The sequence below is a fragment of the Saccharibacillus sacchari DSM 19268 genome (assembly GCF_000585395.1).
GTDB classification, from domain to species: domain Bacteria; phylum Bacillota; class Bacilli; order Paenibacillales; family Paenibacillaceae; genus Saccharibacillus; species Saccharibacillus sacchari.
In genome coordinates this window covers 582,461-607,193 of sequence record NZ_KK073875.1, presented here as the reverse complement: position 1 = coordinate 607,193, position 24,733 = coordinate 582,461, and the positions used below count along the sequence as shown (strand labels likewise).

20 protein-coding genes are annotated in these 24,733 nt (G+C 53.5%); all 20 read left to right on the top strand.

The genetic code is table 11. The annotated features are described in order from the left end of the window. Positions 1–105 precede the first annotated feature (105 nt). The 20 genes from SACSAC_RS26725 (at position 106) to SACSAC_RS02625 (ending at position 24,700) form a co-directional block, all read left to right on the top strand. Positions 106–648, top strand: coding sequence for a matrixin family metalloprotease (locus tag SACSAC_RS26725; protein ID WP_051506814.1), 543 nt, complete (start codon positions 106–108; stop codon positions 646–648). A 35-nt stretch (positions 649–683) separates the two neighbouring features. After that, positions 684–1,319 (top strand): hypothetical protein, encoded by a 636-nt coding sequence (locus SACSAC_RS02715; RefSeq protein ID WP_037283206.1) that lies wholly within the window; start codon positions 684–686, stop codon positions 1,317–1,319. A gap of 19 nt (positions 1,320–1,338) precedes the next feature. Beyond that, positions 1,339–1,695, top strand: a complete 357-nt coding sequence (locus tag SACSAC_RS02710) for a hypothetical protein (RefSeq protein ID WP_037283203.1) — start codon at positions 1,339–1,341, stop codon at positions 1,693–1,695. An 834-nt stretch (positions 1,696–2,529) separates the two neighbouring features. Beyond that, entirely contained in the window at positions 2,530–3,546 is a 1,017-nt protein-coding gene (pheS, locus tag SACSAC_RS02705; RefSeq protein WP_037283195.1) for a phenylalanine--tRNA ligase subunit alpha, read from the top strand. A gap of 55 nt (positions 3,547–3,601) precedes the next feature. After that, the gene (gene pheT, locus SACSAC_RS02700) at positions 3,602–6,031 is read left to right on the top strand and encodes a phenylalanine--tRNA ligase subunit beta (protein WP_037283193.1); all 2,430 of its coding nucleotides are present in this window, start codon (positions 3,602–3,604) and stop codon (positions 6,029–6,031) included. A 289-nt stretch (positions 6,032–6,320) separates the two neighbouring features. Next, the gene (zapA, locus tag SACSAC_RS02695) at positions 6,321–10,427 is read left to right on the top strand and encodes a cell division protein ZapA (protein ID WP_037283190.1); all 4,107 of its coding nucleotides are present in this window, start codon (positions 6,321–6,323) and stop codon (positions 10,425–10,427) included. 8 nt (positions 10,428–10,435) lie between these two features. Beyond that, positions 10,436–11,536, top strand: a complete 1,101-nt coding sequence (locus SACSAC_RS02690; RefSeq protein ID WP_037283187.1) for a GGDEF domain-containing protein — start codon at positions 10,436–10,438, stop codon at positions 11,534–11,536. Between the two features lie 188 nt (positions 11,537–11,724). Further along, positions 11,725–14,088: an endonuclease MutS2 gene (locus SACSAC_RS02685; RefSeq protein ID WP_037283184.1), complete on the top strand. Its 2,364-nt coding sequence runs from the start codon at positions 11,725–11,727 to the stop codon at positions 14,086–14,088. Positions 14,089–14,113: 25 nt separating this feature from the next. Beyond that, positions 14,114–14,533, top strand: coding sequence for a DUF350 domain-containing protein (locus tag SACSAC_RS02680; protein WP_037283181.1), 420 nt, complete (start codon positions 14,114–14,116; stop codon positions 14,531–14,533). Positions 14,534–14,976: 443 nt separating this feature from the next. After that, on the top strand, positions 14,977–15,477 hold the full coding sequence (locus SACSAC_RS02675; protein WP_037283179.1) for an Lrp/AsnC family transcriptional regulator: 501 nt from the start codon (positions 14,977–14,979) through the stop codon (positions 15,475–15,477). Between the two features lie 79 nt (positions 15,478–15,556). Further along, the gene (locus SACSAC_RS02670) at positions 15,557–16,732 is read left to right on the top strand and encodes an aminotransferase class I/II-fold pyridoxal phosphate-dependent enzyme (RefSeq protein ID WP_156951109.1); all 1,176 of its coding nucleotides are present in this window, start codon (positions 15,557–15,559) and stop codon (positions 16,730–16,732) included. Between the two features lie 124 nt (positions 16,733–16,856). Next, entirely contained in the window at positions 16,857–17,105 is a 249-nt protein-coding gene (locus tag SACSAC_RS02665) for an aspartyl-phosphate phosphatase Spo0E family protein (protein ID WP_037283177.1), read from the top strand. 233 nt (positions 17,106–17,338) lie between these two features. Next, entirely contained in the window at positions 17,339–17,881 is a 543-nt protein-coding gene (locus tag SACSAC_RS02660) for a hypothetical protein (protein WP_037283175.1), read from the top strand. Positions 17,882–17,918: 37 nt separating this feature from the next. Next, positions 17,919–18,509, top strand: a complete 591-nt coding sequence (locus tag SACSAC_RS02655; protein WP_037283174.1) for a cob(I)yrinic acid a,c-diamide adenosyltransferase — start codon at positions 17,919–17,921, stop codon at positions 18,507–18,509. Between the two features lie 65 nt (positions 18,510–18,574). Beyond that, positions 18,575–19,534, top strand: a complete 960-nt coding sequence (locus SACSAC_RS02650; RefSeq protein WP_281175792.1) for an RluA family pseudouridine synthase — start codon at positions 18,575–18,577, stop codon at positions 19,532–19,534. 9 nt (positions 19,535–19,543) lie between these two features. Next, on the top strand, positions 19,544–19,921 hold the full coding sequence (locus SACSAC_RS02645; protein ID WP_037283171.1) for an arsenate reductase family protein: 378 nt from the start codon (positions 19,544–19,546) through the stop codon (positions 19,919–19,921). Then, a complete protein-coding gene (locus SACSAC_RS02640; protein WP_051506812.1) occupies positions 19,918–20,850 on the top strand; it encodes a 5'-3' exonuclease in 933 nt (310 codons plus the stop codon). The genes SACSAC_RS02645 and SACSAC_RS02640 overlap by 4 nt, the downstream gene beginning before the upstream one ends. Before the next feature lie 741 nt (positions 20,851–21,591). Further along, on the top strand, positions 21,592–22,701 hold the full coding sequence (locus SACSAC_RS02635) for a phosphodiester glycosidase family protein (protein ID WP_037283169.1): 1,110 nt from the start codon (positions 21,592–21,594) through the stop codon (positions 22,699–22,701). 43 nt (positions 22,702–22,744) lie between these two features. Continuing rightward, on the top strand, positions 22,745–23,404 hold the full coding sequence (locus tag SACSAC_RS02630; RefSeq protein WP_037283167.1) for an MOSC domain-containing protein: 660 nt from the start codon (positions 22,745–22,747) through the stop codon (positions 23,402–23,404). Between the two features lie 168 nt (positions 23,405–23,572). Next, positions 23,573–24,700, top strand: coding sequence for an HRDC domain-containing protein (locus SACSAC_RS02625; protein WP_084777882.1), 1,128 nt, complete (start codon positions 23,573–23,575; stop codon positions 24,698–24,700). The last annotated feature ends 33 nt before the right edge of the window (positions 24,701–24,733 follow it).

Genomic DNA, 24,733 nt, shown 5'->3' with positions numbered 1-24,733 from the left:
AAGAAAAAAGAAAACTAATTACAATTGGAAATCGTTCAATAAAAAAGAAAGAAGAAAACAAAGTTTTTAAATTGCAATATACATTGAATTCAGGAGGGTTTATTTATGAAAAAAGGATTTTTAGCTTGTGCATTTATTTCAACTATTGCTGCTACTTCTATTTTTGGCACAACTTCTGCAGAAGCTTATAACTTGTTAGGAGGAAGTTACGGAGACAATAAGATGACTTATACTTTTCTGTCTTCCGTGCCCTCAAATTATCAAACTTCTTTCATAAATGCGGCAGCGGATTGGAATGCTACAAACACGAAGATTGTATTTACTCCAAATACTCCGGATCAAAAGAGGGACTTTACCATTCGCGCTGACAACTATGGAAATACAGGATGGAACGCCAAGTGCACCAATTACAGAGACTTTATAACTTTTGGTAACATCAATAGTTCAGTAATTGAAGCTAATTTTTACTATATGGACAGTATGTCGTCAACTTATAAGAAAGGAGTTTTCAGTCACGAAATGGGTCACGGAATGGGCCTAGCACATGTTACAGATACAAAACAAATCATGTGTACTAGTGCAGATGGTAGAGCCGTTTTTAAACCTGGATCTGACGATATTGCGGGAATTAATCATTTATACAAATAAGTTTTATTGTATCTATATACTTAGGAGGTTAACAAATGAATAAAATGAGTACTTGGATAAAATATGCATCAGTATCTCTGATTGTTTTTGGAGGAGTTGCCTTAGGTTCAAATATTTTCAATAATATAAATGCTCAAAAAATTGAAAAAGATATTTCCGTTTTAGAAATGTCTGGAGATGTGGCAGAATATTATGAAACAGTTCCTGAATTAATCCAAAGTTCTGATCTCATCGTAGAAATCGAAGCGGAACAACAAGAAACAGTGAATTATTCTGATGTCATTTTTACATTAACGAACAGCTCAGTATCAAAAATTCATCAAGGTGAATATAATCAAAACTCCATCAAAATATTGGAAACTGGAGGATTGACGCAGGTAGATCAGGACGGACAGATACAGAACATCAATATTGTTTTTGAAGACAATCCTGTATTCCAGATCGGACAAAAAGCCATCGTATTTTTAGACAAATATGAAGGTCCAGTTGCTGAAGATGCTTATGTCATTAAAGGAGCCTATCAAGGAAAATTTTTAATCAACCCAAATAGGTCCCTTCAATCCCAAATGAATACAACCTCAGAATATACAATCCAACCCCCATCTAATGGAGGAATTCAAGATTTAACCCAAATTGAAGAACTAGTTAACGCAAAAGATACAAAAAAATAATGGAAATGAAGGTGACATCATGAACAAGGTTAGTTTCTACATTTTGAGTTGCATTTTAGTCTTGTTTGCACTTACTGGATGTAATGCTGAAAAACAGACTGACTGGAATTCTAACTTTGTTGTATATAATAATAATCTGTATGAAGTCACTCAAGAAAAATCAGATGCAGTAGATAAAGAAATTGGCGAAATAGATAAGTATGTAGAGCACGAAGGAAGTTACGATGGTGTGTTCTCAAATAAATTCAAAGCCGGAAGTAAACTTTATACAATTAAAAACAAAGATTTGGATGAAGTAATCGCGGTAAAAGATGAAAATGGAGATTATGTCGTCACCAAGAATACCGGGAAGTATGATGCAAAAGAATCCAACTAATATCGATATGAATAGACATAGTCATTAAACGTTTGTCCCAAAAGTTTTTTTACGAATGAAAACTAAAGAGATTCATGCTTGTACGTGCAAACAGGGTGACGCCAGGGTCTTTTCAGCGTCACCCTGTTTCGTTTTTCTTTCTTCTCGTTACCTGCTTGAGCAGGTTATGAAACGACCTCCAGGCTCACTTTTTGCAAGCCTCGAAGTCGGAACGGACTCGATTAAAGCATCTTTATCTAGTAGTTTTGAGTTGGTGCTGTATTAGGCTTGCTTTCAGCACTATGGCGATTTTGGGTATTGTTCCATAGCCGAGATCTGCGAGGTGAAAAAGGAATTAGTAGAACTGAACGAAAAAGATAAATAGAGACGTCCAATGTTGTAAGTCGTAGGCCCATCAAATTCCGATTGACGATGCCTGCGGCTTTTTAGTAGAATAGATGGGCAACTTGCAATAGTTTCATCATATGAATCGCCGCGATGATGGAGAAGAGTAAGCAACGCCGCCGTACAGGGAAAAAATGCCATGGATTGAGAGCATTTTTACGACAACGACGATGCCGAAGTTCGCTCCGGAGCCGCTTTCTGAACGGGACGCTGTGCGTACGCCAGTAGGAAAGCCGGGTTGACGATCCGTTATTTTCGTCTCTGAGAGAAGTCCGGCCGCTGCGGCCGCAACGTTTCCCCTATGCCGACAATCGGCGGGAAAGCTTCTGAATTAGGGTGGTAACGCGATCTTTTCGTCCCTTGGGGCGGGAAGATCTTTTTGTTTTTCGGGTCTTTTTCATAAAAAAGCAACCATTACTACTCCCCATGCGGGAAAGGAGTCTGCGGACGATGAGAGAACGTTTGGAACAACTGAAAGCCGAAGCGCTTGAGCATTTGAAAAGCGTGGCGGACGCGAAACAGCTCGACGAGCTGCGCGTCAAATACCAAGGTAAAAAGGGCAAGCTGACCGAAATCCTGCGCGGTATGGGCGGATTGTCGGCGGAGGAGCGTCCGGTCATCGGCCAATTGGCAAACGACGTGCGCGACGCGATCGATTCGGCGATCGGCGCGCATAACGAGCGTTTCGAACGCGAAGAAACGGAGCGCCGCCTGGCTTCGGAGACGATCGACGTGACGCTGCCGGGACGCAAATTGCCGCGCGGCGCCGTACATCCGCTCACGCGAGTAATCGAAGAGATCGAACAGATCTTCATCGGCATGGGTTACCGCATCGCGGAAGGCCCTGAAGTCGAGACCGACTACCATAACTTCGAAGCGCTGAATTTGCCTAAGGATCACCCGGCGCGCGATATGCAGGATTCCTTCTATATTACGGAGGACCTGCTGATGCGTACCCAGACGTCCCCGGTTCAAGTGCGCACGATGGAAGCGATGAGCGGCGAAGTTCCGGTTAAAGTCATCTGCCCGGGTAAAGTATACCGCCGCGACGATGACGACGCGACGCACTCTTTCCAGTTCAACCAGATCGAAGGACTCGTCATCGGCAAAAACATCCGTATGAGCGATCTGAAAGGCACGCTGCTGCATTTCATGCAGGAACTGTTCGGCAGCGACACCCAAATTCGCATGCGTCCGAGCTTCTTCCCGTTCACGGAGCCAAGTGCCGAAGTCGACGTGACGTACAAGAAAAAAGGCGCGACCGAACCGGGCTGGCTGGAAGTGCTCGGCTGCGGCATGGTTCATCCTCGCGTGCTGGAGATGAGCGGCTACGATCCCGAGCAATACAGCGGATTCGCGTTCGGTATCGGCGTGGAGCGCATTGCGATGCTGAAATACGGCGTCGACGACATCCGTCATTTCTACAACAACGACGAACGCTTCTTGGAGCAGTTCGCGCGTCAATAGAGTTCGTTTTGCAAAATAAAAGAAGATCAAAATCAGATAAGGAAGTGAGCGGACAGTGAAAGTATCGACGCAATGGTTATCCGAGTACGTGAATATCGACGGCGTGACGCCTGAAGAATTAGCAGAAAAAATTACGCGGTCCGGGATCGAGATCGACGAGATCGAGCAGCGCAACCAAGGCGTGACCGGCGTGGTTGTCGGTTACGTGAAGCATAAAGAAAAGCACCCTGACGCGGACAAATTGAACGTGTGCACGGTCGACGTCGGTTCCGGCGAAGACCTGCAAATCGTATGCGGAGCGAAAAACGTGGACGCCGGACAAAAAGTACCGGTAGCCGTCGTAGGCGCGGTGCTTCCGGGCAACTTCAAGATCAAAAATGCCAAATTGCGCGGCGTCGCTTCGCAAGGCATGATCTGTTCGGCCAGCGAGTTGGGCATGAACGACAAGCTGCTGCCGAAAGACCAGCAAGAAGGCATTCTGGTTCTGCCGGAAAACACCGAACTCGGCCTGCCGATCACGCAAGTGCTGGGCCTGGACGATTCCGTGCTGGAATTCGATCTGACGCCTAACCGTTCCGACTGCCTGAGCATGATCGGCGCGGCTTACGAGACGGCGGCGATTCTGGGCCGCGACGTGAAGCTGCCTGCGATCGATCTGATCGAAGGCGGCGGTTCCGCTTCCGAGAAAGCTACCGTTACGATCGAAAACGGCGATCTGTGCTCGCATTACGCGATCCGCTACATCTCCGGCGTGAAGATCGGTCCTTCGCCGCAATGGATGCAAAATCGCCTGATGGCGGCAGGCGTTCGTCCGACGAACAACGTGGTCGATATTACGAACTACGTGATGCTGGAATGCGGACAGCCGCTGCACGCGTTCGATGCCGACAAACTGGGCAAAGACATCGGCGTGCGTTCGGCTCGCGAAGGCGAAGTGCTGACCACGCTTGACGGTCAAGAACGCAAGCTTGACCCGTCGATGCTGCTGATTACGGGCAATGACCGTCCGGCCGCGTTGGCAGGCGTAATGGGCGGATTGGAGACGGAAGTAACGGAAACGACCGTAAACATCGCTTTGGAATCGGCGAAATTCTCCGGTTCTTCGGTACGCAAGACATCGAGAAAGCTGGGTCTTCGTTCGGAAGCCAGCCTGCGTTTTGAAAAAGAAGTTGATCCGTCTGCGGTTATCGCGGCACTGGATCGCGCGGCGCTGCTGCTGGCACGCCATGCGAGCGGTTCGGTCGCGCATGGTATTGTCGAGCAGCGCAGCGGCCAAATTCAGGAGAAAAGAATTTCGCTGTCCCTATCGAAGCTGAACGCCTACCTGGGTACGGACATTTCGATGCTGGAAGTCAAAGCGATCTTCGCGAGATTGAACTTCAAATGCGCGGACAGCGCGCAGGACATCATCGACGTGCAGGTGCCGACGCGCCGCGGCGACATTACGCGCGACGTCGACCTGATCGAAGAAGCGGCCCGTATCCACGGCTACGATAACATTCCGACGACCGTGATCGAAGGACCGACGACGCCGGGCGCGTACACGAAATCGCAGGCGGTTCGTTATTCGGCGCGCCGTACGCTGACGCACGGCGGATTCCACGAAGCGATCACGTACTCGTTCACCCGCCCGGAGAACACGCAGCGTTTCACCGCCTTCTCGGCAGGTACTCATGCGGTTCCGCTGGCGATGCCGATGAGCGAAGATCGCAGCGTGCTGCGCACGAGCCTCGTGCCGCTGCTTTTGGAATCGGCGCAGTACAACCGCAACCGCAAAAACGCGAATCTGTCCTTCTTCGAGATCGGCAAAGTCTTCCACGCCAGCGAGCAAAAAGTGACGGTGCAACCCGTTGAACTGACCATGCTGGGGCTGCTGCTTACGGGCAATCGCGCAGACGGTACGGTCGGAGCGGCATCGCGCAAAGTCGACTTCTTCGACTTGAAGGGCGCGGTCGAAGCCGTATTGGACGAGCTGGGACTTCAAGCGGAATTCCGCGCCGACGCGCCGGACGGCTTCCATCCGGGACGTTCCGCATCGCTCTATCTGACAAGCGCGCCAAGCAAACGTATCGGCGTGCTGGGACAACTTCATCCTCAGTTGCAACGGGATTACGATCTCGACGATACGTATGCGGCCGAGATTTGCCTGGACGAACTGTACGCAAGCGCGACGCCGGAGATCGAATACCGCGATCTGCCGCGTTATCCGTCCGCGCAGCGCGATATCGCGGTTGTGGTGGACCTGACGCTTGAAGCAGGGAAACTGATCGAAGCCGTGCGTCAATCCGCGGGCGAACTGCTGGAAGACGTCAGCGTATTCGACGTCTACACGGGCGATCGCGTCGCTTCGGACAAGAAAAGCGTTGCGCTTGCTCTTACGTACCGCCATGCGGAGCGTACGTTGACAGACGAAGAAGTCGCGGCAGCCCAGCAAAACGTCGTGACTCAGTTGGAACAAACTTTCGCCGCGGAATTGAGAAAGTAAGCAGGTTCCGGCAGGAGAAGAGTCAAACCGCATCGAATTCTTTAGAAATCCGGTCCGTTTCGCGGTCCGGGCTCTAAAGAAGGGTGCGGTTTTTGGCCGTAGGCTCGTATCGACTCCGACGACTTGAGCAACTTTTGCTTGGCCGGGGCGTTTTAACCTGATAGAGCTAATTTTTTATAATGAAGCGATTGAACGAGGCAATGAAATGAAAAGGCGACTGAACGCCGGCAAGTCGGGTCACGCCTGCCTTGCAATAGATTATTGAACTTATGGAGAGGAGCGGGCGAAGATGGCTGAAGAACGGAAAACAGTCAGCGTGGAAATTTACGGAACGTCCTACAAAATTTTCGGAAGCAGCCAAGAGTATGTCAAACGCGTAGCCCGTTTGGTCGACGAGCGCATGATCGCGATCGCGACCGGGCATCCGCGCTTGGACACGGTTCGGATTGCGGTGTTGGCTGCGGTCAATATGGCGGAGACGAATGTGATGAATCAGGATCTGCAAGGACGCCTGGACGAAGCTTCGGCGAAGTCGGAAGTGATTGAGGCGGAATTGGAAGAACTTCGCGAGCAGCGCGAAGCGGATATGCTGGCCGCTGACGAGCTTCGTGCGGAGAATGCCAGATTGACTGAAGCGGAAAAGGAACTGGAGACTCGCAAGCAGGAAATCCAGCGCGCGAACGACGAGTTGGAACGGTTGAACGGATTGAAGAAGCAGTTGGAGACTAAACTGAGCGAGGCGGAGAAGTCCGGCGCCGAATCCGGCCAGGCGCTCAAGACGGCGAACGAGAAGCTGCTTGCGGAACGTAAAACGAACGAGAGTCTGTCCGGCGAACTGAAAGCGGTTCGCCTGGAGCTCGATCGCGATCAGGCTGCCTTAGTCGAAAGCCGCGAGCTGGCGTCCGATCTGGAGCGCAAAGGCGAAGAACTGCGCGAACGGTTATCGACCGGCGATTCGCGCCTCGAAGAGCTGGAACTGGAATTAGGCTTGCTGCGCGAAGAAGAAGCGCGTCTTCAGGGACTGCGAACGCAACTTGAATCACGAGTTGTAGAGTTGGAACAATCTCTTGTTCGCGCCGAAGCCCAAAATCAAAAACTGAACGAAGCACTGGCAAGTTCGCGTTCGCGCGAGCAGGAGCTTCAAGCTGAAAGCGAGCAGGCCCGGCTTCGCGTCTCCGAATTGGATGAAGCCATGCTCGCCGCGAGCGAAACCCGTTCGAAGTTGGAAGCGCGCGTAAGCGAGCTGGAAGAAGGCGAAGGCATCTGGAGCGAGGAACATGCGCGTCTGGAGTCGGAGCTGAATGAAACGAGAAGCCGCGAACATGAATTGTCCGAGCGTTATGAAGAGGCGCGGGCTCGTTTGGAAGAACTGCATGATCGCGAAGCAGCAGAAGAAGCCCGCCGTACCGAGCTGGAAGCAGGGCTTGCCGAGTTGAAGGAAACGGAACGGGATCTGCGCGAAGAGCAGGAACGTCTGCGTCTGGAAATTGGCGAGCGCCAGAGCGAGCATGAAAAGCTTGAACGTCGTACGACTGAACTTGCGGAAGCCGAAGTTGTAATGGCAGCCGAGAATGCCGAACTTTCAGCGAAGTTGGAATTCTGGCAAGAGCAAGAACGCGTTTGGATGGATGAGAAAACAGCTTTTGAATCACTGCTTGAGGAAGCTGAAGCTTCCCGCGGGCATTTGAAAGAAGAGCTTGCGAGCCGCGAAGAAGAATCCAAGCGGCTTCAAAGCGAATTGGAAGCGCTTGGAATGTCCAATACGCGTCTTGCGGGCGAGCTTGAAGCAGCAACAGGCGAACAAGTGCGTCTTGAAAGCGAATTGGGTGCGGCTGCTGCCGATAAACTTCGCATTCAACAGGATCTGGAAGCGGAAGGAGCCGACAAGCAACGTCTTGAAGCTGACCTTGCCTCCGTATCGACGGAGAAAAATCGCCTGGAAGCGGACCTGCAAGCGGCAAACGAAACCGCGCGTCGCCTGGAAGACGAATTGAGAAATATCCAAGAGGAAAAGAGTCTGCTCGAAGAACAAGCCGAAGCGCTCAACCGTGATAAGTTGGCTCTCGAAGGTCGATTGGAATCTTTATCTGCCGAAAAAGAAGAGTTAGAAAATGAATGGATGAGCTTAGGCGAATCGAAAGAACGACTGACTGCCGAACTGGATACGGTTAGCAGTGAGCGCAGCCGTCTCGAAAGCGAATTGGAATCACTGGCAGCGCAAAAATCGGAACTCGAAAACGAATTGTCCGATTTGCGCGGCAGCTTGACCGGAGCGGAAGCGGAAGGTTCGGCGTTGCGTGCTCAACTGGACGAATACGTTCAAGCCGAGCAGGCTTGGCAAGTTCTGCGCTCGAACCAAGAGCAGGAAGCTCTGGAACGCGGCGCGCAAATTGCGGAATTGGAAGCGAAGCTTCTTGAAACGCAAGAGCGCGCAGCCAAGCTTGAAGAAGAGCGTTTGCGTCTGGAATCGCGTGTGGCTGAACTGAGCGGCAGCGAAGAATATCTGACAGGTGAAGCGGTTCGACTCGAAGAAGAGCTGAATGAACTGATCGGACGCGAGCGTGCGTTGGAAGGCGACCTGCGTAAGCAGGGCCAGGAAGCCGAAGAACTTCGGACGCGCATTGCTCAGGTCGAAGAAGAGCGCGATGCGCGCGATATCGAGCTTCAAAGCGAACGGGAAACATCCAGACGTCTTGCGGACATGCAAGATTCGCTGGAGCTTCGCTTGGCGGCTATGGGAGAAAGCGCCGATGCTCTTGAAGCCGAGAAACGTGCGCTGGAAGCTGAATTGGAGACTGTTCGCACTGAGGCTCTGACTTTGGCTGAAGGCAAAGCGGAAGTCGAACAGCGTCTGGAGGAATCATTAGGCCTGATTGAAAGGCTGCGAAACGAAAAGCAATCTCTTGAAGCGGAATTGTCCGCGCGCAGCGAAGAGTTTGATGAAACACGGTCGCGATTGGAAGAACGCATTCGCGAACTGAACGATAGCGAGGCGCGTCTGAATGATAAATCCGCTCGTTTGGAAGAGACTAAGTCACGACTGGAGACCGAATTGTCTGCGGCAGCCGCACGGCTTGATTTGCTTGAAGAAGCCGGACGTGCAGCGGCATCCGAGATTGCGACGCTGCACGAACGCATCGAATCCGCTTTGCATGAACGAGATGCGTTGATCGGTCGGTTGGGCGAAGCTGAAGAACGCGAGCGCGAGGTAGCGGTTCTTCGGGACCGCGTGCAGGAAGAGTTGGATCAGATCCGCAGCGATCGCGATTCCATTGCTTGGAGAAATGGCGAACTGTCAGCCGAAGTGAATGGACTGCAAGGCCGCCTGGCTGAACTGGAAGAACAATTGTCCGACTTGTCCGGCGAATTGGAGCAGTATGCAGGTCGCGAATCCGCATGGAACGAAGAAAGAGATCGCCAAGAGCGGCTTGTTGGCGACTTGGAGCAGCAGGCGCATGGCCTGCGCCGACAAAAGGAAGAGTTGGAACGTGCTCTTGAAGCTCTGGCGTCGGGCGAGGAAGAGCGCGCGCGGGAATATGCCGTGCTGAAACAGGAATTGTCGGCTTCCCGCGATCGCAGCGACGTTGCGGAACGCAGGGAACAAGATCTGATTGCGCAATTGGCGGATATTCGCCGGGCCGCAGCTGCATCGAGCGAACGCGTTGCAGGTCTGGAAACGCAAGTGGCAGGGCTTGAGGGCGAATTGCAAGGAGAGCGCGAAGCGCGATTGCGTACTACGGAAGCTTTGGAAGCAGCCGAGCAGGAGACGAATGATCTTCTGGAGGCCGAGAAGAAATGGCAAGAAGAACGCGAACGATTTTCTTCTCGCGTCGCAGAGTTTGGCGGCCGCGAAGCATCGTGGCGGATCGAGACCGCGCGTCAGCGTCGCGAGCTGGAAGAGTTGAACGAGCGTGAGCGGTTGTTGACCAAGCAAAAGAATGCGGCAGAACGCAAGCTGGAAGAGGCTGCGGTGCGCGAAGCGCAAAAAGGAAATGAGAACAGCAATCTGCGAAGCGAACTTCTTATGGCAGAAAAGTCCGTTCAGGAGCTTAACGGACAGGCCCGTCGTTTGCAATCCGAGTTGGAAGAGCTTAAGGAACGCCGGCTTGCATGGGACGAGGAAAAGTCGAAGCTTGAACAACGGCTCTTGGCTTCCGAGAGCGGCGTATTAAGCGAAGATGCGCAGCGTGAACGACTGCAAAACGAACTAGGGCAGGTGACGGAGCAATATGAAGTTCTTTCCCACCAGCTTCGCGTTCTTCATGTCGAACGGGAATTGGATAAAGATAAGCGCGAAGCGGCCGAACGGGAATATGCCCGACTTCAGGAGGAGCATGCGGCCCTGCGCAAGGAATATAACGAATGGATGGAATTGCTGGAGCAGGAGCAGCATTAGGGTGAATCATGGGTAATGTCGATAATCTGAACCGGCAGATTCTTAACGCCTATTGGATCGTGGCGGCCATGGTATTGGCTGTGGAAGTAAGCTACTTCTTCTCGGGCGGAGGCACTGAAACGCAGCGCGACGTCGGGTTGCTTATAGGCAGGAGCCTAATGGTTTTGCTGATTGCCGGCCTGGGCGAAGTGTTGTATGTGCGGCTGCGCCGTTACGGAAGGCAGGTTGTGGTCGGCGTCAGTTTGACGCTGGCTTACGTCAATTACTTGAACTTGGGCGTATACATGGAGAATGCGCCCGGCATTTTGCTCATTCTTCCCATGTTTGTCCCGCTGATTTACTTTGACCGCAAGCTGATGGATGTGTTCGGCGCGCTGAATATCGCCATCTATACGGTATTTTATTTCGCCGTAGAGCGATTGTTTTATCAACGAAGCATCGAGGAGTTTTTGCTTACGGCGTTCATGCTGGTCGCCTCGTTGATTCTGGGACGCACGGTGCTTGTTCGCGCAATCGAGATCGGCAGACAAGTTGAACAGTTAACGCAGTCCCAACAGGATATGCTCGTCGACAAAGCCGTTTCCCAGCGGATGCTCAAGACGGACGCTTTAACTCAGTTGTACAATCATGTCACGTTTTACGAGTATCTCGAAGATTTGGTCGATCAGAGCCGGCGAAACGGATTGCAAATTCAGGTAGCCGTGTTCGATATCGACAATTTCAAAAAGATTAATGATACGTACGGTCATCTGATCGGCGATTTGGTGCTTAAAGAGGTCTCGATCCGGCTCGGCATGAATATCTCGCCGAATGATTTTGCCGCCAGGTACGGAGGCGAAGAGTTCGCGGTTATTTTTACGGAGAAAAGTATCGAGGAGTCGGCGGAGTATGCAGAGCGAATCCGTGCTGCTGTAGAAAGTGCCAACTATTCGTACATGGGAAATCATCCGGTTACGGTCAGCGTGGGGTTATGCACATACGAACCGGAGGATACGGCGGAAAAGATGTTCAGCAAAGCCGACGCTGCATTGTATCGCGCCAAGCGCTCGGGCAAAAATCGAGTGGAGCAGTATGAAGCGGGCCGGGATATTGCTCAGCAAAGGCGATAGAACATCCATAGAAGAAAAGTTCAGAATCGGCAGTCCCTCCCCAAAACCCGGCGACGCCGAACGCGGGAGGGCTTTCGTCTGCCGAGAAGCATCGGCACGCGATCATGGTTTCGCCGATAGGAATCCGCTATAATCAAGGGACGGAGCGCAAGTCCAGGCTCCAGAACCGATAAGGAGTTGTCACGTTCTTGAACGATAAAATATTCGAAATATTGCAATATGAACGCATCTCGAGCGCGCTGGCCGATCAGGCGCAGACGTCGCTCGGCAAAGAAGCCGCGCGCGCATTGAAGCCGGATACCGACCTGTCGTCGGTACAGAAGCTGCTTCAAGCGACGCACGAAGCGTTTCACGTCGACCGTTTGAAAGGATCTCCGCCGTTCGGCGGCATCGTCGATATCCGTCCGGCCGTGCAGCGCGCGCGAATCGGCGGCATGCTGAACCCGCACGAGCTGCTCGGCATCGCAACGACGCTGTACGGTTCGCGTCGTTTGCGCCGATTTATCCAGACCGTGCACGAGGAGCATCCGGTTGAGCTTCTTGACGGGCTTGCCGAGCTGATCTCGGAGCAAAAAGAGCTGGAGCGTCTTATCAATTCGTGCATCGGCGAATCCGCCGAAGTGATGGATTCCGCCAGCCCGACGCTTGCCAATATCCGGCGCGAGCTGCGAGGCGGGGAATCCCGTATCCGCGAAAAGCTGGAGTCGATGATCCGTTCGTCCAGCGTAGCGAAAATGCTTCAGGATCAGTTGATCACGATCCGCGGCGACCGCTTCGTTATTCCGGTGAAGTCCGAGTACCGCTCGCACTTCGGCGGCATCGTGCACGACCAATCCAGCTCGGGCGCGACGATGTTCATCGAGCCGGAAGCGATTGTCGCGATGAACAACAAGCTGCGCGAGACCAAGCTGCGCGAGATTCAAGAAGTCGAGATCATTCTGCAAAAGCTGACGGCAGCCGTCGGCGAACAATCAGATCTGCTGGCGTACGACGTAGACGTGTTGGCGCAGTTGGACTTTATTTTTGCAAAGGGACGTCTGGCTCACCGGATGAAAGCTACCGAGCCGACCATGAACGATCGCGGCTATTTGCGCATTCGCAAAGGCCGTCACCCGCTGATCGACTCGAAAGCCGTCGTTCCGCTTGACGTCGAGCTGGGCGGAGACTTTTCCAGCATCATCGTGACGGGACCGAATACGGGCGGCAAAACCGTTACGTTAAAAACAATCGGTTTGCTCAGCATGATGGCGATGTCCGGATTGTTCGTGCCTGCCGATGAGGGTTGCGAACTTTGCGTGTTCGACGCGATTTACGCCGATATCGGCGATGAACAGAGCATCGAGCAAAGTCTCAGTACCTTCTCCAGCCATATGACGAACATTATCCGCATTCTGAAAGACATGACGCCGAAAAGCCTGGTCCTGCTCGACGAAGTCGGCGCAGGCACGGACCCGGCCGAAGGTTCGGCGCTGGCGATCGCGATTCTGGAATACATTCACCAGTTCAACTGCCGCATGGTCGCCACGACCCACTATAGCGAGCTAAAAGCCTATGCGTACGAGCGTGACGGCGTCATCAACGCAAGCATGGAATTCGACGTGGCAACGCTCAGTCCGACATACCGACTGCTGGTCGGCGTGCCGGGACGAAGCAACGCGTTCGCGATCGCGGAGCGTCTGGGACTGCCGGGCAAAATCTTGAGCTTTGCTCGCGGCGAGGTCAAAGAAGAAGACCTGCGCGTCGAGAACATGATCAGCGCGCTGGAAGAAAACCGGCTCGGGGCGGAAGCGGAGCGCGAAGAAGCCGAGCGTCTGCGCCGCGAGATGGAAGAGCTGCGTACCCGGCACGAACGCGAACTGGAGAAGCAGGAATCCCAGCGCGAAGCCAGACTCGAAAAAGCCGAGAACGAAGCGCGAGACATCATCGCCAAAGCGCGCAAGGAAGCCGACGAGGTGGTATCCGAGCTGCGCCGTCTGGCGATGGAGGAAGGGGCTTCGGTCAAGGAGCATAAGCTGATCGCGGCTCGCAGACAGTTGGATGAAGCCGAACCTGAAGCACGTGTGAAAAAAGTCAAAAAGCCGACCGGAGCGAAGGCTTCGCAAAAAATCGGCGCAGGCGACGAAGTCATTTTGTCGAATCTGGGCCAACGCGGTCATGTCATCGAGCTGGACGGCAAAGATGCGCTGGTACAGGTCGGCATCATGAAAATGAAGGTGTCGCTCGACTCGCTCGAACGCGTGCAAACGGCTCCGGTTGCCGCGCCGAAGCAAAAGCCGGTCACGGCGGTCAAACGCACCAAGGATGACAGCACGCGCTCCGAATTGGATCTGCGGGGCACGAATCTGGAAGAGGCTTTGATCGAGACGGATCGCTTCCTCGATGAAGCGTTCTTATCGAATATGGGTCAAGTGTATCTGATTCACGGCAAAGGAACGGGCATTTTGCGTACGGGTATCCAAGAGCATTTGCGTCGTCATAAGCTCGTCAAGTCATACCGGTTGGGTAACTATGGCGAGGGCGGCAACGGGGTAACCGTGGCTGAGCTCAACTAACGGAAGGAACGAGGTCTCGAACTCAATGAACACGTTTATCGATCCGTTGTTGGCGACTCCGATCGGAGCAGCCGTCGCTTATTTTTCCGTAGCCGTTCTGGAGCTGGTCGTTTTTCTGTCTATTTTCGAATGGGTTACCCGTTATAAATGCTGGGACGAGATCTGCAAAGGGAATCTGGCAGTCGCGATGGCGACCGGCGGCAAGGTGTTCGGGATCTGCAATATTTTGCGCTTTTGCATCGAGTCGGGTTCGACGATTTACGAAAGCATGTTATGGTCGTTGGTCGGCTTCGTGCTGCTGCTTCTGGCTTATTTCCTGTTCGAGTTCGTGACGCCGTTTTTCAAGGTGGATGAGGAGATCGGGAACGATAATCGGGCGGTGGGGTTGATTTCGATGATCTTGTCGGTGTCGCTGTCCTACGTCATCGGAGTTTCGGTTTTGTAAGCGAAGATTCGGTGAGTAGGCGCGACGGAGGCACTGCGGGGGAAGGTTCGTTTCGGTCGCGTGTTGCAGTCGGGAAGCTCGATTATATTTAAAGTAGGGGCTTCCCGACTGCAAAGGCGAAATATAGCATAGGCTTCCGAAGTGCATTTCTTCGAAATGCTTTAGCTCCTGCACTGAACCTTCCCCCTCCGCTGGGTCGGCGCGACGCATCGAATCTTCTTCAAAAGCTCAACCCCTGCTTCCGTCGGAAGCGGGGGTTTTTGGGTAGGGGAAAGAAGCGAAAAATCCGCTCGAAGCGCTTTTTGGGGCAGGGGCGGTATGCTTGAATTGGGCGGGGACGGTGGCGGAGGGGCATTTTTTGGGGTAAGATGGGGTACAACAAAGCAAGTCGAAGCTGACTGTAAGAGTCACTTATCAAGCGAAATCATCTGGAGGCATGCGTAGTGAAGGAAACGAACAAGCTGAAGCTGGATATTCTCGAATTGTTGGAAGAAGACGCGCGGCGGACGCACGGGCTGCTGGCGACGATGCTGAACGTGTCGGAAGAAGAAGTTCGCGAAGCGGTCGCGGAGCTGGAGCAGGATCACGTCATCGTGAAATACGCGACGGTCGTGAACGAAAGCAAGGTCAACGACGAGAAAGTGACCGCGCTGATCGAAGTGCAGATTACGCCGGAACGCGGACGCGGCTTTGAAGGGATTGCGGAGCGCATTTACCTGTACCCGCAAGTGAAGGCCGTATTCCTGATGTCGGGCGCTTACGATCTGCTCGTCGAAGTGGAAGGCCTCAGCTTGAAAGAAGTCGCAAGTTTCGTTTCGGACAAACTGTCGCCGATCGAATCCGTCCTGTCGACCAAAACGCATTTCATACTCAAAAAATACAAGCAAAACGGGATCATTTTCGAAGAGCACGAAGAAGATCGCCGTCTGCTGATCTCGCCGTAAAGGATGCGAAACGATGATTACTAACCGGGAATTGAACGTAAACGGAACTCAGCAGCCTTCGGACTCCGAACATGGCTCGATGGAACGCTATTTGTCGCCGCTGGTACGCGATATCAAGCCTTCGGGCATCCGCAAGTTTTTCGATCTGGTGAGCGCGAGCAAGGATATCATCACGCTCGGCGTAGGCGAACCGGACTTCGTCACGCCTTGGCATGTGCGCGAAGCTTGCGTCTATTCATTGGAGCGCGGTTACACCCGGTATACGTCGAACGCCGGCATGCCGGAACTCCGCGAAGCGATCTCGTCTTATCTGGACAGCTCGTTCGGAACGTCTTATGATCCGGAAAAAGAGGTGCTGGTCACGGTAGGCGGCAGCGAAGCGATCGACCTCGCGCTGCGGGCCTTGATTCGTCCGGGCGACGAAGTGCTCGTGCCTGAGCCTTGCTATATCTCGTATTCGCCGATCACGTCGATCGGAGGCGGGATTCCGGTGGGGATCGAGACATTTGCGAAAGACGGATTCAAGCTGACGGCCGAAGCGCTGGAAGCCAGCATCACGCCGAAGTCCAAAGTGTTGATTCTGTGTTATCCGAGCAATCCGACAGGAGCGACCATGACGGCCGAAGATTGGCTGCCGATCGCGAAGGTCGTGGAAAAGCATGATCTCATTGTCATCTCCGACGAAATTTATGCCGAATTGAGCTACGGAGCAGTCAAGCATGCGAGCTTTGCTGCTGCACCCGGGATGAAAGATCGAACGATTCTCGTCAGCGGTTTCTCCAAAGCATTCGCGATGACCGGCTGGCGGATGGGCTATGCTTGCGGACACCCTGAGCTGATCTCCGCCATGTTGAAAATCCACCAATACACTGTAATGTGCGCGCCGGTCATGGGTCAGGTTGCCGCATTGGAAGCTTTGACTAACGGTCTGGGCGAAAAGAACAAGATGGTCGAGTCGTATAACCGCCGCCGTCGCCTCGTTGTACAAGGACTGCGCGACGCGGGTCTGGAGTGCCACGAACCGGAAGGCGCGTTCTACGCGTTCCCGAGTATCCAGTCCACGGGCTTGTCCTCGGAAAACTTTGCGCAGCGGCTGTTGGTCGAAAATAAGGTTGCGGCTGTTCCGGGCAGCGTGTTCGGACTCGGCGGCGAAGGCTTCTTGCGCTGCTCTTATGCAACGTCGGTAGCCCAATTGAACGAAGCGCTGGACCGAATCGGACAATTTGTTTATAAAGTAAAGCGCGAAGGCGCATAAAGGTATTATTTGGGTAAAAAACCGAAAAGGTGAGTAAAACCTCCTTCTTGAAGAAGTTGCTTTTGTTGGAATCCTTCTATATAATGGGGACTCGAACAGGTAACTTTTTCAAGGGGGAATTTTTTTGTCTGCCGCTTCGTTCCAAAAGCCGAGGTATGAACAAGGCGATGCACCGTCACGTGTACAACGCAATGCTCAGGTTTTCGGCGCAATGGCGGAACGCGAACTTTTCCTGCAGGAGGAGATTCGGGTTTTGCGCGCCCAGATGGAAGAAACGTTCGGACGTGAACAATCGTTCACCGCTGCGACCGTTGTCGAAATCAGCAGCCGGCTGGATCTGAAGATCAACGAATATATGCTACTCGTACGTTGACTGAAGAGGTTAGCGTACGATTTCACTCCAACACACGCATTCCAAATCCATGTACATACCGGCCAGAAAGGAAGAGACTTCGCATCGAAGCTCTTCCTTTTTTTGTTAAGCCCAAGCTGCTAAAGTGCCAGAAATGCTTGCAGGCGGTCAGGTATGATATATTGGTTAAGACACACTTTTTATGGCGTGCATGCGCATGAGTGACGAAAGGAATTGTCCAAGGAGGAATATGAGTGAAGCGGAAAAAGGCGGGGATCTGGCTGCTGCTGATCGCGACGATCATGCTGCTGGCCGGGTGTGGTAAAGAAGACGGCGTTTTGATCTTTATGTCGGACAAAGGATCGTCGAGCCGGGAAGGCATTGACGTCATTCAGGAAAAGCTGACAGCCGAAGCGCCGGATTTGAAAGCGGAATTCAACTATTCGCCGTTGTTCGATCTGCAAAAAGTGCTGGTTGAGTACGCGGCAGGGGGTAATTCGATCGTGATCCTTCCGAGGGAAACGGTTGAACTTTACGGAAAAGACGGGGCGCACATCGTGCTCGACGACTATTTCGACCAAGCGGATTATCCGGACGGCGTTTTCGAAAGCGGCGTTTTGAAAGACGGGGAAAAAGACGCGGTTCAAGAAAAGCACCTTTTCGGGATTCCGGTCAAGGATATGAAGATGTTCCAGGATGCGGGCTATGTGCCTGAAGATATGCTGGCTTGCGTTCTGGTCAATGCACCGGATAAGGACGCGGCGGTCAAAGTATTGCAGAAGCTGACGGAAGGTTAATCGCTTTTACCAAGCTACTAGAAGGGAGGACGCGGACATGCGCATTTATACGAAAACGGGAGATCGCGGCCAAACGTCTGTAATCGGAGGGCGAGTACGAAAAGACGATGCTCAGGTGGAAGCGTACGGCACGATTGACGAATTGAACAGCTTTGTCGGCCAGGCCGCGTCGCTTCTTCAGGATGACCGGTTCAAGGATCTGCGCGAACAACTGGCCGTCGTCGGTCAGGAATTGTTCGATTGCGGATCGGATCTGGCCTATACGCCGGCAACGCAGCAAGCGTACAAGACCCATGCGGCGATGACCGAGCGATTGGAACTGTGGATCGACCGGTTGGAGGCAAACAATCCGCCGCTGGAACGCTTCATTTTACCGGGAGGAAGCCCGCCTGCGGCTGCGTTACACGTTTGCCGAACGGTATGCAGGCGCGCGGAACGTCGAGTAGTGGCGTTGACCGATACGTCCGAGGTGAATCCGGAAGTGCTGAAGTATCTGAATCGGTTGTCGGATTACTTTTTTAGCGCGGCACGCGCCGCCAATCTCAAGCTTAGAGTGGACGACGTGGAATACGTGCGCAGTGCCCGCGTATTTTCCAACGATAAAAATGAACAAGAGCAGGGTGAATAGAGATCGAACCGTATGATTTTCCGAGAGAAAAAGGGATCGAGCCGCAGCATGGTTATTACGATCCCATTGTGTATGCCGTAACGGCGCGCGAACAGGGCTGGACGCTCAAGACGTTGATGAGCACCCGTCTCGGCGTATCGCGCAAGCTGACCTCAAGACTGAAAATGACCGAACGAGGCATTACGCTGAACGGCGAGCGGGTCTATATCAGCGCGCACGTGCAGGAAGGCGACGTGGTCGAACTTCGGATGGAGCGGGAAGAATCGGATGATATTTTGCCGGAAAAGATGTCGCTGGATATTCTGTACGAAGATCGAGATCTGCTGATTATCAACAAAGCGGCAGGCGTAATCGTGCATCCGACGCATGGGCATTATACGGGTACGCTTGCGAACGGCGTCGTGCAGCATTGGCGCGAACGCGGCGAGCAGGTGCGTTTTCGCCCCGTGCATCGCTTGGACCGCGAAACGTCGGGCGTGCTGGCCATTGCCAAGAATCCGTACGTGCACCAGCATATTTCCGAGCAGATGATTGCAGGAACCGTGGATAAAATGTACCGCGCGTTCGTGCATGGCTGCCCGCAGCCGGAAAGCGGCCGAATCGAAGGCGCGATCGACCGCGATCCCGACAATCCGCATGTGCGGATCGTCACCGAGTCCGGCTATCCCGCCGCGACCCGTTACCGCACATTGGAGCAGTATGAGGCAGTTCGCGCGTCTCTCGTGCAGCTTGTATTGGAGAGCGGACGCACGCATCAAATCCGGGTACACATGACGCATATCGGCTGTCCGCTGATCGGCGACGATATGTATAAATATGCGCCTGGCGCTCCGATTACGGCAGACGAACGACAGGCTTCGGAGCGGCTGGACGGTCTTCTCGGTCGTCAGGCTTTGCATGCATTCCGTCTAGCTTTCGTTCACCCCGGCACGCATGAGCGAATGACGTTCGAAGCCCCTTTTCCGCCTGACCTGGAAGAGTTAAAGCAGCGATTGCAAAACGATGAATCAAAGAAAGAGATGTGATCGACACCGATGACCCAACTAAAAGTGTACCACTACGCCAAATGCAGCACTTGTCGCAACGCGATCAAATGGCTGAAAAACGAAGGACATGAGCTGGAGCTGATTCCGATCAACGAGCAGCCTCCCGCCAAGGATGAAGTGCTGGACCTGTTTGCGAAAAGCGGTCAGGAATCCAAAAAGTTTTTCAACGTCAGCGGAGAAGTCTACAAGACGCTCGGACTCAAGGATAAGTTGGCCGACCTGAACGAAGAGGAACGCGCGGAACTGCTGGCTTCGAACGGCATGCTGATCAAGCGACCGGTCGTGACGGACGGCACGAATGTAACGATCGGATTCAAACCTGAACAGTATGAACAAAGCTGGAGCAAAGGGGAGACCGATCAATGAGCGAACATAACGGGATTGAAGGGCTTCCGGAAAACGTACTGGCACGCAAACCTACGTTGATGCTGGTCGACGGCATGGCGCTGCTGTTCCGCGCCTATTATGCGACAGCGCTCAAAGGCTATATCCGTCGCACGACAACAGGCGTACCGACCAACGGCATTTACGGCTTCGTGCGGTATATGTGGGACGCCGTTCAGCAATTCGACCCGACGCATATCGCGTGCTGCTGGGACATGGGCGGCCGCACGTTCCGTACCGAGCAGTTCGAATCGTATAAAGGCAACCGCTCCGCCGCTCCCGACGACCTGATTCCGCAGTTCGATCTGGTCAAAGAAGTCGTCGAAGCGATGGATATTCCGAACATCGGCGTGCCCGGCTACGAAGCGGACGACTGTATCGGCACCATCGCCAAACGATGCGCCCGCGAGCAAAACATGGATGTGCAGATCTTGTCCGGCGACAACGATCTCCTTCAATTGGCCGACGAACGGATCAAGGTCATCATCATGAAAAAAGGCTACGGCAATTACCAAGTCTATACGCCGGAGTTTCTGATGGAGGAAAAAGGCTTGAAGCCTTCGCAGATCATCGATATGAAAGGCCTGATGGGCGATGCCAGCGACAACTATCCGGGCGTCAAAGGCATCGGGGAAAAGACGGCGATCAAGCTGGTGCAGGAGTTCGACGATATCGACGGTATTCTCGCCAATCTCGATAAATTGACTAACTCCGTTCGCACCAAGATCGAAAACGACCTGGATATGCTGCATATGTCTCGCAAACTCGCCGAAATTCACTGCGAGGTTCCGGTGGAGTGCCCGATCGATCCGTGCGAGTTCAAGCTGGACGACGCGAAGGTGGCCGCGAAGTTCGAGGAACTCGAGATGAGCAGCCTAACGAAGATGCTGGGCGCTGACGTGTTCGGCTGACCGCTTTGGGTGCTTGTGCTTGGGAGACGCTGCGGGTGGGAGGGGACTCGATCGCCGCTAAAATTCGATTCCCCCTGATTGGAGTAAGACATGGCTGGGGGGAGGGAATCGGATTTTAGATGCGAGCGCTAGCACATGCTTACGAAGAGACTTTCCTTTGGAAAGTTTCGGCTTCTTCGTCTCCCTCCCACCCTCCGCTCCTGCGCACGCACGCGATCAACCGAACAAGCGTCCAACCTCTTCCTTATTGGGGAAGAGGGAAAGGGCAAAGCGAATGCTCATAGATCAATGGGCATCGCTCCACAAGATTTACCCACAGAGCCTTAAAAAGCGCAGCAGTCTAAGCCAAAAACCGGGCGAAAGAGGATGACAAAGTATTTCTTGTCATCCTCTTTCGCCTTTTATCTACCCTAACAGCAAAAAAATACTCGCTTTTTTTGCGTATTAGGGGAAAAGCATTTCCGCTTTAGGTTGCGGAAATGTGCGCGGGAGCGGAGGGGGAAAGGAGCCGGAGGAAGCGTCAGCGCTCGCCTTTAAAATCCGGTTTCTTACCACCAGCTATGTTTAAGTCCAATCGAAAAGAAACCGGATTTTAACAGCGATCCGCAGGCCCTTTCCCCCGCAGCGTCACCCCGGCGCAAATTTCCTGCCGCCGAGAAGCAGGAAATCGCCCCCTCCATCGCCAATTAAAGAGAGTAGGCAAGCGAAAATCAATAAAGAGTTAAGGGGAGAAGATTCGTGATGAAAAGCAAGAAATGGGGAACGATGCTGCTGGCAGGGGTGCTGGCGGTAACGGGAGTGTTCGGTCTGATGGGGGATCAGAAGGCCGAAGCGGCCGCGTCGATTACGACGGCGGTACGCAAAGTGTCCGTGTCGGGGCGTACGTACAGCGTACAGACGGTCACGATTCCGAAAGGTACGAAAGCAGCGCTGGGCTTGGCCCAAGGACAAGTCGGCCAAACGCAAAGCTTTGCTTCGATCATCAAAAACAGCAATGCGACGGCGGCGATCAACGGAGCTTTTTTCAACTCGTACGGAGGTCCGGCCGATCCTTACGGGACATTGATCTCGAAAGGACAAATCGTGCATACCGGTTATTACGGCACGAGCATCGGCTTCAAAAAAGACGGTACGGCGCTTATGGATTCGCTTCGCGCGAATATCCGCGGCACGGTAAGCAGCAAACCGGATAAAGCCGGCAAAAGCAAAACGCTCGGCTGGTATGCGACTTTCGTGAACCGGACGCCGGAAGCCGGGCAAAACGTCGTCTTGATGTACAATACCGCACGCGGCAGCAATGTCGGATTCAGCGGCGGGATCGCGGTTACGGTACGCAAAGGCAAAGTCGTCAAAAAAGGCGCAAATACCAATACAACCATTCCGTCCGACGGCTATGTGCTGGTTTATCACGGATCGGAGAAAGATAATGTTGGACGTTTTGAAGTCGGGTCAACGGTCGAGATGGAGATTACGTACACCGATGCCGCAGGCAAAACGATTGCCTGGGACGATGTCGTAACGGCTGTCGGAGCAGGTCCGCGTTTGGTCAAAGACAGCAAAGTATCGCTCGACGCCAAGGGAGAAGGGTTCAACGATCCGAAGATCCTGACCGCTTCCGGCGCGCGCAGCGGAATCGCGATCATGCCGGACGGTTCGGTGATGCTGGCTACGGTAAGCGGCGCAACCATGGGCCAATGGGCGCAGGTCATGCAGAAGCTCGGCGCGAAGCAGGCAATGAATCTGGACGGGGGCGCGTCGTCGGCTCTTTATGCCAATGGACGTACGTTAACCAGCGCAGGGCGCCAATTGAGCAACACCTTGGTATTCGGACAGTGGGTAGCCATGCAATAAGATCCGTGCCATAATGAATCTCAGAATAAAGGAGGCGGACGGAATGAAAGACGTGCGGATTGCCGCAGTGAATGTCGGATTGCCCAAAGCAGTACCGAACGGGAAGAAGGAAGTCGAGACCGGTATTTTTAAGCATCCGGTAGACGGAGCCGTATATTTGAGCAAGCTGGGCTTTGAAGGGGACGGACAAGCGGACTTGAAAAATCACGGCGGCGTGGATAAGGCGGCATGCGTTTATTCGACGGACCGCTTTCCTTTCTGGGAGAATGGCGTGCTGCCGAAGCTCGGCCCCGGTGCGTTTGGAGAGAATTTATCGATCGAAGGCGGAGCCGAAGAAGATTTCTGCATCGGCGATACGTTTGCGATCGGCGAAGCCGTGGTGCAGTTGAGCCAGCCGCGCCAGCCGTGCTTTAAGCTTTCGGTGCGCTACGGCGTACCCGAGCTGCCTGCCCAGGTGCAAGACACAGGGTACAGCGGCTTTTACTTCCGGGTGTTAAAAGAAGGTGCGGTTCAGGCGGGAGATCAAGTTGAGCTATTGGAGCGTCACCCGGCAGGGATGACCGTCATGCGCGCCAACGAAATCAAATACAAGCTGAAGAATGATGCGGAAGCCATTCGCAGTCTGTTGGCAATCGACGAATTGGCCGACGGCTGGCGAGGCTCTTTGGTCAAAAGATTGGCCGCTTTGGAAGCTGAACTCTGAGATAAGATGCATGCGTGAAGCAACTTAGCTTGACGATCCTTCCATATAAAGGTTATGATAAGCCTAACAGCATACAAGCGCGGAGGAAGCACCTCTCTTACATATCCATGTAGGAGGGGTGTTTTTTGCGTTTCGGCTGAAAAATTCGCGAAAAGGCGGGGGATTAAGGTGGGAATCGTTTTTTTGAACCGAATGGAAATCGAACGGGAACACGAAGTCGGCGGCGCGCAGGTGTGGATCGAAGAAGAAGGCGGATTGTGGACATGCGGTTGGCATGAGGAAGCCGGCGGCGATCGGGAACAGTCGGAGCGCGACATTTGGTACGAAGGCGACATGTGGAACGAGATGCTTGCCGTATACCGGCACAAGCTTGCGGCCAAGTTGTCCGAAGGTTATCGCCCGATCATCCGCGACACGTTTCAGGAATTCCTCGAATCCGGTCAGCGCGGCCGCTATACGCAGAAGCTGATTTGCTACAGCGAACTGCATGCCGACGAGGAGTTGTATAAGCAACTAACGGCTTGGCGCCGGGTAAAAGCGACGGAAGAACATCGCGCGCCTTATCTGATCGCGACCAACCGCGCGCTGCGCTTGATCGGTACCTTTTTGCCGCAGACGCTCGAAGAACTTCGGGAACTGCCGGGAATCGGCGAAAGCACGGTGAACCGTTACGGCGAAAACATCCTTGAGCATACGCGGACGATCGAGCGCAAGCATTCGTTCCCGTTGGATTGGGTAGAGCATCGTCTCGACGAAGAAGAATTCGAAGCATGGACGTACAAAAGCAAAGAACGCAAATTCAAGCGCGAAGCGGAGCGAGTGCGGGCAACCCGTCTTTTGCTTGAATCGACGCGTTCCGGCAGCACCTGCGTTTCGTTGGCCCAGATCAGCCAGGAAAGCGGGTTGGAGCGGCGCGAATTGGTCGAAATGATGGAGTCGCTGGAAAAGAACGGCTATTCGCTCGAAGCGGTCATCGAACACGAGATCCAGTTGGTTCCGCAAGAGCAGCAATTGGCGGTCAAAGAGGCCTACGCGGAATTGGGAGACTCGTTCCTCAAACCTGTTTTGAAAAAGGTGTACGGAGAAGAACCGCCGAGCGAGCCGGGACAGGACATTTTATATGAACAACTGCGGCTGCTGCGTATCCGATACCGTCGGGAAGCCGATCGAACAACGGAAGCTGATTCCGCTCACGCTGCGGAAAACGGTAGCAAGGCCGGTACGTCGTCGCAGGTTGTTATCGCGCCCGTTGCGGTCAACCGCTCCAAATCCCAACGCGCGACCGGATCGGACTGAACGCGCAAACGGTACGAATCAACCTCAACGTCA

Coding starts and splice junctions, on each gene's coding strand:
- SACSAC_RS26725 (WP_051506814.1), top strand. CDS start 106: ATGAAAAAAGGATTTTTAGCTTGTGCATTTATTTCAACTATTGCTGCT.
- SACSAC_RS02640 (WP_051506812.1), top strand. CDS start 19,918: ATGAGCGAACATAACGGGATTGAAGGGCTTCCGGAAAACGTACTGGCA.
- SACSAC_RS02680 (WP_037283181.1), top strand. CDS start 14,114: ATGAACACGTTTATCGATCCGTTGTTGGCGACTCCGATCGGAGCAGCC.
- SACSAC_RS02690 (WP_037283187.1), top strand. CDS start 10,436: ATGGGTAATGTCGATAATCTGAACCGGCAGATTCTTAACGCCTATTGG.
- zapA (WP_037283190.1), top strand. CDS start 6,321: ATGGCTGAAGAACGGAAAACAGTCAGCGTGGAAATTTACGGAACGTCC.
- SACSAC_RS02715 (WP_037283206.1), top strand. CDS start 684: ATGAATAAAATGAGTACTTGGATAAAATATGCATCAGTATCTCTGATT.
- SACSAC_RS02670 (WP_156951109.1), top strand. CDS start 15,557: ATGGAACGCTATTTGTCGCCGCTGGTACGCGATATCAAGCCTTCGGGC.
- SACSAC_RS02630 (WP_037283167.1), top strand. CDS start 22,745: ATGAAAGACGTGCGGATTGCCGCAGTGAATGTCGGATTGCCCAAAGCA.
- pheS (WP_037283195.1), top strand. CDS start 2,530: ATGAGAGAACGTTTGGAACAACTGAAAGCCGAAGCGCTTGAGCATTTG.
- SACSAC_RS02635 (WP_037283169.1), top strand. CDS start 21,592: ATGAAAAGCAAGAAATGGGGAACGATGCTGCTGGCAGGGGTGCTGGCG.
- SACSAC_RS02645 (WP_037283171.1), top strand. CDS start 19,544: ATGACCCAACTAAAAGTGTACCACTACGCCAAATGCAGCACTTGTCGC.
- SACSAC_RS02655 (WP_037283174.1), top strand. CDS start 17,919: ATGCGCATTTATACGAAAACGGGAGATCGCGGCCAAACGTCTGTAATC.
- SACSAC_RS02710 (WP_037283203.1), top strand. CDS start 1,339: ATGAACAAGGTTAGTTTCTACATTTTGAGTTGCATTTTAGTCTTGTTT.